This is a genomic window from Sphingomonas sp. (genome assembly GCF_004799495.1).
Taxonomy (GTDB): domain Bacteria; phylum Pseudomonadota; class Alphaproteobacteria; order Sphingomonadales; family Sphingomonadaceae; genus Sphingomonas.
In genome coordinates this window covers 243,456-253,233 of sequence record NZ_SSMY01000001.1, presented here as the reverse complement: position 1 = coordinate 253,233, position 9,778 = coordinate 243,456, and the positions used below count along the sequence as shown (strand labels likewise).

General features: G+C 60.2%; 8 protein-coding genes and 1 tRNA gene. 7 read left to right on the top strand and 2 right to left on the bottom strand.

Features of this window, described 5'->3' with window-relative positions; all coding sequences use genetic code 11:
• The 6 genes from E7773_RS01300 to E7773_RS01275 all read left to right on the top strand — a co-directional run.
• Positions 1–2,169: RHS repeat-associated core domain-containing protein (locus E7773_RS01300; protein ID WP_293987131.1), on the top strand; the 2,169-nt coding region annotated here is incomplete at its 5' end.
• 196 nt (positions 2,170–2,365) lie between these two features.
• Positions 2,366–3,871, top strand: a complete 1,506-nt coding sequence (locus E7773_RS01295) for an RHS repeat-associated core domain-containing protein (protein ID WP_293987129.1) — start codon at positions 2,366–2,368, stop codon at positions 3,869–3,871.
• 609 nt (positions 3,872–4,480) lie between these two features.
• Entirely contained in the window at positions 4,481–4,969 is a 489-nt protein-coding gene (locus E7773_RS01290; RefSeq protein ID WP_293987127.1) for an RHS repeat-associated core domain-containing protein, read from the top strand.
• Positions 4,970–5,706: 737 nt separating this feature from the next.
• Positions 5,707–6,003, top strand: a complete 297-nt coding sequence (locus E7773_RS01285) for a hypothetical protein (RefSeq protein WP_293987126.1) — start codon at positions 5,707–5,709, stop codon at positions 6,001–6,003.
• A 204-nt stretch (positions 6,004–6,207) separates the two neighbouring features.
• Positions 6,208–6,582, top strand: a complete 375-nt coding sequence (locus tag E7773_RS01280; protein ID WP_293987124.1) for a hypothetical protein — start codon at positions 6,208–6,210, stop codon at positions 6,580–6,582.
• A complete protein-coding gene (locus E7773_RS01275; RefSeq protein WP_293987122.1) occupies positions 6,521–7,933 on the top strand; it encodes a tannase/feruloyl esterase family alpha/beta hydrolase in 1,413 nt (470 codons plus the stop codon). Before E7773_RS01280 ends, E7773_RS01275 begins: the two co-directional genes overlap by 62 nt.
• 192 nt (positions 7,934–8,125) lie before the next feature.
• On the opposite strand, the gene E7773_RS01270 is transcribed toward E7773_RS01275, so the two are convergent.
• Positions 8,126–8,216 (bottom strand) — tRNA-Ser (locus tag E7773_RS01270).
• An 89-nt stretch (positions 8,217–8,305) separates the two neighbouring features.
• On the opposite strand from E7773_RS01270, the gene E7773_RS01265 reads away from it, so the two are divergent.
• Positions 8,306–9,199: a peptidylprolyl isomerase gene (locus tag E7773_RS01265; RefSeq protein ID WP_293987120.1), complete on the top strand. Its 894-nt coding sequence runs from the start codon at positions 8,306–8,308 to the stop codon at positions 9,197–9,199.
• Here E7773_RS01265 and E7773_RS01260 read toward each other — a convergent pair.
• Positions 9,196–9,777, bottom strand: coding sequence for an ABC-type transport auxiliary lipoprotein family protein (locus tag E7773_RS01260; protein ID WP_293987118.1), 582 nt, complete (start codon positions 9,775–9,777; stop codon positions 9,196–9,198). The genes E7773_RS01265 and E7773_RS01260 overlap by 4 nt on opposite strands.
• Position 9,778: the final 1 nt, after the last annotated feature.

Sequence of the window (9,778 nt, the reverse complement as noted above, 5' to 3'; positions counted from 1 at the left end):
AGCGACGGGCCCGACCGGATCGGGCGCACCACCTACGACGATGCCGGGCGCCCGCTGACCAGCGTCAGCGCCTATGGCACGAGCGACGCGGCGACCGAGGCGAGCGTGACCTATACCGGCAACGGCAAGGTCGACACCGCGACCGATGCCGAGGGCAACAAGACGACCTACGTCTATGACGGCTTCGACCGGCTGTGGAAGACGCAATATCCGAGCACGACCAAGGGCGCGGGGACGAGCAACGCGAGCGACTACGAGCAGCTGACGTACGACGACAACGGCAACGTCACGTCACGCCGGCTGCGCGACGGTAACAGCATCGGCTACAGCTACGACAAGCTCAACCGGCTGACCGCCAAGGACTTGCCGGGCAGCGAACTGGACGTGTCGTACACCTACGACCTGCTCGGCAAGCCGCTGACCGCGGCCACCTCGGCGCAGACGGTGACGCTGGCGTACGACGCGCTCGGGCGCACCACCAGCCAGACGACCGCGACGGGCACGGTGGCGTATCAATACGATCTCGCCGGCCGCCGCACGCGGATGACGTGGCCGGACAGCTTCTACGTGACCTACGACTACGACACGGCGGGCAACCTCAAGGCGATCAAGGAATCGGGCACGACGAGCCTCGCGGCGTTCGATTACGACAGCCTGGGCCGGCGGGTAACGCTGACGCGCGGCAATGGGGTGGCGACCAGCTATACCTACGACAATGCCTCGCGGCTGACCCAACTCGCGTCCGACCCGGCGGGGACGAGCTACGACCAGACGATCGGCCTCGCGTACAACAACGCCGGTCAGATCAAGAGCCGGACCGGATCGAACGACGCCTATGCCTGGACGCGCGCGGCGAACGTCACCAACGGCTATACGTCGAACGGCTTGAACCAGTTGACCAGCACGGGCGGCACGACCCTGGGGTACGACGCGCGCGGCAACCTGAACGCGTCGGGGAGCGACAGCTACAGCTACTCGAGCGAGAATCTGCTGACGTCGGCGACGGTGGCGTCGGTCACGACCGCGCTCAGCTACGATCCGGTCAACCGGCTCTACCAGATCGGTACGTCGGGCGGCATGCAGCTGGTATATGACGGCGGCAACATCATCGGCCAGTCGAACGGCACCACGGTCAGCCGGCGCTACGTCTTCGTGCCGGGCAGCGACGAACTGGTGAGCGAATACAAGGTGACGCTGGGCACCAACGACTTCAAGTTGACCGACGAGCGCGGCAGCGTGATCGCGAACACCGACGCGTCGGGCAACGGGACGGCAATCGCGACGTACGACGAATACGGCATTCCCGGCCTAACCAACCCGGGGCGGTTCCAGTACACCGGGCAGTTCTACATCGGCGAGATCGGACTGCAATACTCGAAGGGCCGGATGTACTCGCCCACGCTCGGCCGGTTCATGCAGACCGACCCGATCGGGTATGGGGACGGGTTAAACTGGTATAATTATGTGAAGGGCGATCCGGTAAACAAGTCTGATCCCATTGGAACAAAAGGAACGTACTGTACTGGGTCCATATCATCCGATCACGACGCCGGTTGTTCAGACGTACCATTTTTATCTTCAAATGGCATGGATACCGCTGCACTGCGCATGATGGAACAAGCAGAACTACAAAATTACTTACCTGGTGTGTCCAGCCGCGTGGTAAGCCAGACACTTGACAAGCTCTTATCAAATCCCGGGCTTTGGTCAACGCTCACAAATTCAGACGCAGCCGGTTGTGGGTCTGCTGGGGACGATATTTTGATCTGCGGTAGTCGGTATGGTCAAAGAAGCAGTGATGACGAGACTGTTACAATAACTAGATGGCAAATACCAAGAAACCCGTCACCAGAGTGGGATACCATAGCCAAAAATTACGCAACTAATCAAACAATTGGAGCTGAGATCATGCTTGCCGCCATGGCGACCGTCACTGGGACGGACCTAGCCGCGGCTCTAACTAGCACCGGTATGAACAGTAGAATTGCGACGTTCATCGCCGGAACGGCAGGAATTCCGATCGATGACGTTACGCACGATTATTTTGATAGACTTTGGCATGCTGAATATAACATAGCACTTCTTTTCTTGAATAACGGCGCAAAGCTCAACGCGTATAGACCAGGTTATATTGATCGTCCGTGCGGAGATATCTGCGATGATCACTAATCTCATTTTTTGGAAGATAATGAGTGGGGTCGCAGCATCTGTATGCGCAGTTATTATATTATATCTCGGGGAGTATATATTAGCAAAGCACAGCCCAGGTGTGTTTTCGTTAATTATCGTTAGTATTTTTGGATTTTCAATTGGATATAAGTCGCCGTATCGATGATTTTACGGCTACATGTGCAATAACCCCAAAATGCCTGACGCTTTGGCTTCGCGCCACCGCACAGCACTTCATAGCGCGTCGCGGCTGACCCAGCTCGCCTCCGATCCCGCGGGCACGAGCTACAACCAGACGATCGGGCTGGGCTATAACGCGGCGGGGCAGATCAGGAGCCGCACCGCGTCGAACGACACGTACGCCTGGACGCGCGCGGTGAACGTCACCAACGGCTATACGTCGAACGGCTTGAACCAGTTGACCAGCACGGGCGGCACGACCCTGGGGTACGACGCGCGCGGCAACCTCAACGCGTCGGGCAGCGACAGCTACAGCTACTCGAGCGAAAACCTGCTGACGTCGGCGACAGTGGCATCGGTCACGACCGCTCTGAGCTACGACCCGCTCGACCGGCTCTACCAGATCGGGACCACCGGTGGCATGCAGCTGGTGTACGACGGCGGCAACATCATCGGCCAGTCGACCGGGACGACGGTCGGGCGGCGCTACGTGACGGTGCCGGGAAGCGACGAGGTACTGGTCGAGTACAAGGTCAGCAACGGCACGAAGGACTACAAGCTGACCGACGAGCGCGGCAGCGTGATCGCGACCACCGACGCATCGGGGAACGGCTCGGGGATCAACACCTACGACGAGTACGGCATCCCCGGTACGGGCAACAGCATGCGGTTCCAGTACACCGGGCAGTTCTACATCGGCGAGATCGGGCTGCAATATTCCAAGGGCCGGATGTACTCCCCCACGCTCGGCCGGTTCATGCAGACCGATCCGATCGGGTATGGCGATGGCATGAACTGGTATAATTATGTCGGGGGCGATCCCTTAAATGGAAGCGACACATCCGGCCTTTATTGCACCGCCAGCAGCCCGGGGGCGACCGGCAGCATCAGTTGCCATGGAAGCGCTAGCGAGGGAGCGGACGGTATTTGGACCTATAAGCCGGGGGCCGGGGGCCAAGGTGGTGACGGCTCAGCCCCGGGGTCCGATCCAGTCCTCGCCGCTTGCGTAAACACTGCCGGATGCGTGGACGCTATTATAGCATGGTTGTCGGGCCTGACGCCTGCACCGACAAATGGCCCCGGGGGAATTTTTGGTAAACAAGACAATCCCACTAAAGATATAACGATCACTTATATTATTCGTGATCGAAAGGTTGATATGTATCTGAAGTATAGAGGCCTCGCCGACAATGTGGACTTTATTCAACGTGTAATTACGAATATGCCCATCCGAGGCACAAATGATCCAAAAGATCAGTGGTTCACTGACAACGCTCCTAATAATATCGGTTCTAGGTTTTACTACACTACATATGATAGGGATGCATTCAAAAACTCTCTGACTGACCATCCTTACAGGGATTTATCATACCTTGACGGATATTGGAGGGCTCAAATTGATATTGTTCAGGTCGACGCTCACAGGAATGTAATTAGAAATTTGGGTAGCGTTACCTATGGATTTGATCTTCAAGGTAGTTCCACTACCGGGCAAACTGCGGTAGTCAGGGATACAAAATAAAAGAGTATACAAATATGATCAGGTTTATATTCAAATCTGGATGCTGTTTTTTGGTTGCCTTGGTATTATTTATACCAGGGCATGCCTTTGCCCAAGCTGGCAATTATATTGAGCTTCTGCCGAATGGATCGTCGGATGGCTCTTTCCCCACTGTTTGGATATCAACGAAGCCAAAGCCTTGGGAGCATGCATTTGAATTTAATGATGTTGTTACTCAAAAATTGTATAATCAGGTAAGAAGATATATAAAATATAAGGTTTGCCTCAATGGCGAGAAATCAGGAGTTATTGTGGGATCTCCTTATTCCGCGATAATCCAAGAAAAGTCACATAGAGGAAATGTGATATTCACCTGTAATACGGACGAAAAAGAGACAAGAAAACTTGTGATCGGTATTCTTGATATCTATAAGAGCAACAACATTAGATCCCGCGGGTTTCAGATTTGGTACTCCGCTAAGTAAGTATGTTACGCACCAGCGGCGCCGACTGGGCGGCGTTCGCTCTATCGGCGGACCAGTAGCTCCGTGTGACGCGCGCGGCAACCTGAACGCGTCGGGGAGCGACAGCTACAGCTACTCGAGCGAAAACCTGCTGACGAGCGCCACCGTGGCATCGGTGACCACGCCGCTCACCTACGACCCGCTCGACCGGCTCTACCAGATCGGTACGTCGGGCGGGATGCAGCTGGTGTACGACGGCGGCAACATCATCGGCCAGTCGAACGGGACGACGGTCGGGCGGCGCTACGTGACGGTGCCGGGAAGCGACGAGGTACTGGTCGAGTACAAGGTGTCCAACGGCACGAAGGACTACAAACTGACCGACGAGCGCGGCAGCGTGATCGCGACGACCGATGCGTCGGGTAACGGCTCGGGGATCAACACCTACGACGAGTACGGCATCCCCGGGACGGGCAACAGCATGCGGTTCCAATACACCGGTCAGTTCTACATCGGCGAGATCGGGCTGCAATACTCCAAGGGCCGGATGTACTCACCCACGCTCGGCCGGTTCATGCAGACCGACCCGATCGGGTACGGCGACGGGTTGAACTGGTATAATTATGTCGGGGGACGATTCGGTAAATTATGCTGATCCGAGTGGATTAGCGACTGGTACTACACCTCAAGCGCCACCACCGCCATTGGCGTGGATTGCGTCGCAGTTGTCCGATTTAAATGCAGATGGATCGGGCTACTCACCTAACGATATCATTATTCATGGCAACGGAGGCTGTATAGCTTGGCAAGGCTGCCAGAGTTATGCGCCACCGTCCTCTTATGGGAGTCTTCCGAATTTGGCGCCCCCGATCAGTCGGCGGACTCCGCGGGGCAAGATGCGGGTCCAGACATCGTGCGTTATGGCTGTCATAATGGCATGCTTGTAACGCTTACCGACGGATCGCAGGAATGCATATCGCGGATAAATTTTGATCTTCGAAAGGCCGCAGTAAGGCTCGGCAGCTGGTTAAATAGTTTTGCTGATAATTACCTCCAACCGCCGGCTGGGCGACAATCTGGGGAAACATTTTCTCAATGCGTCACTCGTGTTGCGCATTTGACTGCCGGATTAGACGGGGCAAGCGGGATACTCGCCGGCGGTAACTTCATTCCTTACCCGAGGGTCGTATTTTCGGGCGGAAGCGGCACGTCCATAATTTCTACCATATCGCGTACCTTATTGATTAATATTCCTCGGATGACCCCTCCAGGGATTTTTGGGACGACCAGCGTTGGTGGGGCGTTCGGAAGACTTGCTTCTCGCGGATCAGTTTACGGCGGGGCGGCCGCAGTAGGCTGGGCAGGCGGGACGCTGGCGGGAGCTCTTCAAATATGCCGTGGCTGAAAAGTGATGTGGAAAAGACTGTCATAGGGATTGCTGTTAAAATGAGCAGCAAGCAGAGCGTGACGCTCGACTCTTACGTTTATAGAGATCTTGGCTTGGAGGGCTGGGACGCAATCGATTTTTATACCGAGATAGATAATGAATTTGGTGTCGATACAAAAAAGATAACGCAGAGAATATCTAGAAAGAGAAAGCCTCTTTTTATCGGAAGAGAAAAAACTCAGTTCGAACCCGTCGACGTGAATTTGCGAACCATATCAGAATTAATACTCGAAGCTCGGTGATAGTTGCAGTTCGGGTGAATTACGGCCGCACCGACGCCTCCGCATACGGATCATACGGTGTCTCGGATACCGGTGAGGGCCGCGCGACTGGTGGCGGTGCGGAGTAGGTGGCGATCGCGGGCGGCTCGACGCCATTGCCTGCGAGGCCCTCGTATCCCTACCGAATACTCCTACGACAGCGCCGGGCGCCCCGATTGCGTCGCGGTGCGGATGAACGCGAGCGCGTGGGGCACCGCGACCGCCGCGTGCACCGCGACCGCCGCGGGAAGCGACGGGCCCGACCGGATCGGGCGCACCACCTACGACGATGCCGGGCGCCCGCTGACCAGCGTCAGCGCCTATGGCACGAGCGATGCGGCGACCGAGGCGAGCGTGACCTATACCGGCAACCTGCTGGCACACGGGTCTGGGCTCAACGTATCAGATGAGCCGCGAACGACCCTGCTCGTCCAGCTTCGCGATCCCACCGACGTACCGCTCAACCAGGGACACGGCTCGCGCGGCCAAGGAACGATGCTTGCGGGAATCGACCCCTCCAGCGAAGCGTTTCGCTTCGCGTGGGAGGAAAAAGCTGCGTAAATTCGCGATATCCCTGATCGCGCTTCCGCTGCTCGGCGCGGCGCCGATGGACCGGTGCGCCGAGTTGCGCAATGCGGTGGTCCCTGGGCTCGAAGTCACTACCGCAGTCCTGGTCGGAGATGCCTGTCGCATCGAAGCGGTCGCGCGACCGCGGGCGAGTGCCGCGATCGGTATCGAGATGTGGCTGCCCGCGTCCGCGCGTTGGAGCGGTCGCTACTACCAAATGGGCAACGGCGGGTTCGCTGGTCACATCGACCGCGCGACCCTCGGCGCGGCCGCAGCGCGGGGTGACGTGGCTGCCGCAACCGACACGGGCCACAAAGGGGATGGCTTCGACGCTCAATGGGCCCTGGGCAGACCCGACCTTATTGAGGACTATACCTACCGCTCGATAAAGATCACGTCGGACGCCGCCGCTGCCCTTACACGCACATACTACGGGAGACCGGCAAAGCATCGCTATTTCATGGACTGCTCGTTCGGCGGACGTCAGGCCCTTGTCGCCGCGTCGCGCTGGCCGGCTGACTGGGATGGCGTGATCGCAGGGGCTCCAGCTACGGACTGGCCAATGCGCCTGGGCAGTTTCGCTAAGATTCAGGCTGCGCTGCGCATCTCGTCGGGCGGCTGGATCGGAGCTGAGCGGATTGCCCGCTTGGTCACGGTGGCGCGTCGAGCCTGTAGGGGAGCGCCTGATTGCGCCATCAAGGCTCTTCGCGAAGCGTGCCGCGAGGGGCGGAAGACGGCTTGCCTGACAGCGCCGCAGGAAGAATCGCTAGCGATCATTGAGTCCGCCGGTTACGCCCTGCGGGACGCCGATCCTTCCGAATGGTCCCGCTGGATTGTTAACCCTAACACGACCGCGCCGTCGCAACTGACGTTTGCGACCCAAGCTTTCCGTTACCTGCTCGCCGACAACCCGCGCTGGTCGCTTGGGGACGCGCCCGTCGCACGCGAGGATCGCGTCGCGCTGTTCAAAGTCGGTAGCCTTCGTCCCTTTGCCGCGCGAGGTGGCAAAGTGTTGTCTTATTTTGGCGGTGCAGATGCGGTGTTACCGCCCACATTGGCGCTTGCCGACGCGCGTCGCCTAGGCGCGACCACCGCTTTCTACCGCTTGTTTCCAGCGCCCGGAATGGGGCACTGCCAAGGGGGCACCGCAGCTGTCGCATTCGGGCAGTCGCTCGAAGCCCCGGCGCCTGCGGACACGGCTGCGCAAGACATCCGCCGAGCGCTCGAAGCATGGGTTGAAAACGGCACTGCGCCAACCGCCATATTCGCAAGCGCGAATGGCCGGGGTCGACGCGGCACCACCGTTCTAAAATTCGTCGACCTGGGAAGTCACGCCAGACGTTGAGAACGGGAGTTAGTCACAGCTTGAATGCCCGCCGGGCTTGCGATCGTCCGGTTGGCGCCAGCGGCTAAGCCCTCGGCGAAGCGCCGACGCTAGGAACGACCGGCAAAAATTTTGGGTGTGGGAATGATCGTGGGAACAGTGAGCGCCGCTCGCTAAAAAGACCAACGATAAGAGTCTTTTAGCGGGGCGGTATGGCGGAGCGGGAGGGATTCGAACCCTCGATACGCTTTTGACGTATACTCACTTTCCAGGCGAGCGCCTTCGACCACTCGGCCACCGCTCCGCATTGCCGGAAGCGCTCGGCCCTAGAGAAGCGTGTGCGACCGCGCAAGCGCTTGCCGGAAGGCACGCGGCTGTGGCAGCTTTCGCTCCATGCCGATCCTTCTCCCGCTCGCCGCCGCGTTCTTCGCGCAGACCGCCACCCCGCCCAAGCCGGCGGTCAAGCCGCCGCTGTCGCCCGGGGAGATCGCCGCCGCTGCGCCCGCGACCGCGTGGCGGACGATCCCCGACGACGACATCCTGATCTTCACGCTGGCCAACGGGCGAAAGGTGATCGTCCAGCTCGCCCCGAGCTTCGCGCCGCGCCACGTCGAGCGGATGCGGATCCTCGCCAACGAGCATTGGTGGGACGCGACCAGCGTCTATCGCGTGCAGGACAATTATGTCGCGCAATGGGGCGACGTGACCGAGAAGAAGAAGCTGCCGGCGGGCGTCGCCGACACGGGGCCGGCCGAATATGCCCGCGTGGGCGGCGTGCCGGTGGTGCGGATGACGCGGCCCGACAGCTACGCGAGCATCGCCGGGTTCGACGCGGCGGGGTGGCCGGTCGGGTCGGACGGCAAGTCGAGCTGGCTGACGCATTGCTACGGCATGGTAGGGGTGGGGCGCGACCTCGCGCCGTCGATCGGCAGCGGGGCGGAATTGTACGCGGTGATCGGCCACGCGCCGCGTCCGCTCGACCGCAATATCGCCCTGGTCGGGCGCGTGATCGAAGGGATCGACGCGCTGTCGTCGCTCGAGCGCGGCACCGGCAAGCTCGGCTTCTACGGCGACACGCAGCGCCCGACGCCGATCGTCACCGCGCGACTGGCGAGCGCGCTGGCGCCCGCCGACCGCCCGCATTTCCAGTATCTGATGCCGGGATCGCCGGCGTTCGCGAAGTACCTCCACGCCCGCGAAAACCGCGAGCCGCCGTTCTTCACCGTGCCCGCGGGCGGCGCCGACATTTGCAACGTACCGGTGCCGATCCGCCGCAAGCCGGCTTAGTTACCGACCCAATCCGCCACTTCTCCGGCGACTTGGTTGGCGGCCTGGTTGAGCGCCGGTCCGACCGTGGTGTAGTTGATCGGGTTGACCGGCACGCGCGCCTCGAACCGCTTCTTCTCGACCCGGTTCGCATCGCCGCCGCGGATCAGCGCGCCGTCGAACGTCACCACCGCCTCGTGGGTCGACCCGTCGAACCCGAAATTGCGCAATTCGCCCGACAGCCGCGCGCCCGGGTCGCTGTACGATTGCGCGGTCGACAGCACGACGCGGCCGGTCTTGGCGGCGATCGTGTCGGACATCAGCCGAGCGAACAGCCGTTGCGGCGGCTCGACCCACGCGGCGTCGGTGACATAGGCGACCGTGTCGCCGGTCGTCACCGGGATGCGCGCGACCGCGAGGGCTTGCGGCACCACCGGCACGATGATTGTGACCGTCTTCGCGGAGGCCGAACTTTGCGTCGCGCCGACCGGCAGCGTCGCCGTCGGGGTCAGCGTCAGCAGCGCCTTGGGCGGCTTGCCCCCGAGGCCGAGGCACCCGGCGAGCGGTAGCGCGAGGAGGAGCGGAAGGTAGCGCTTCATG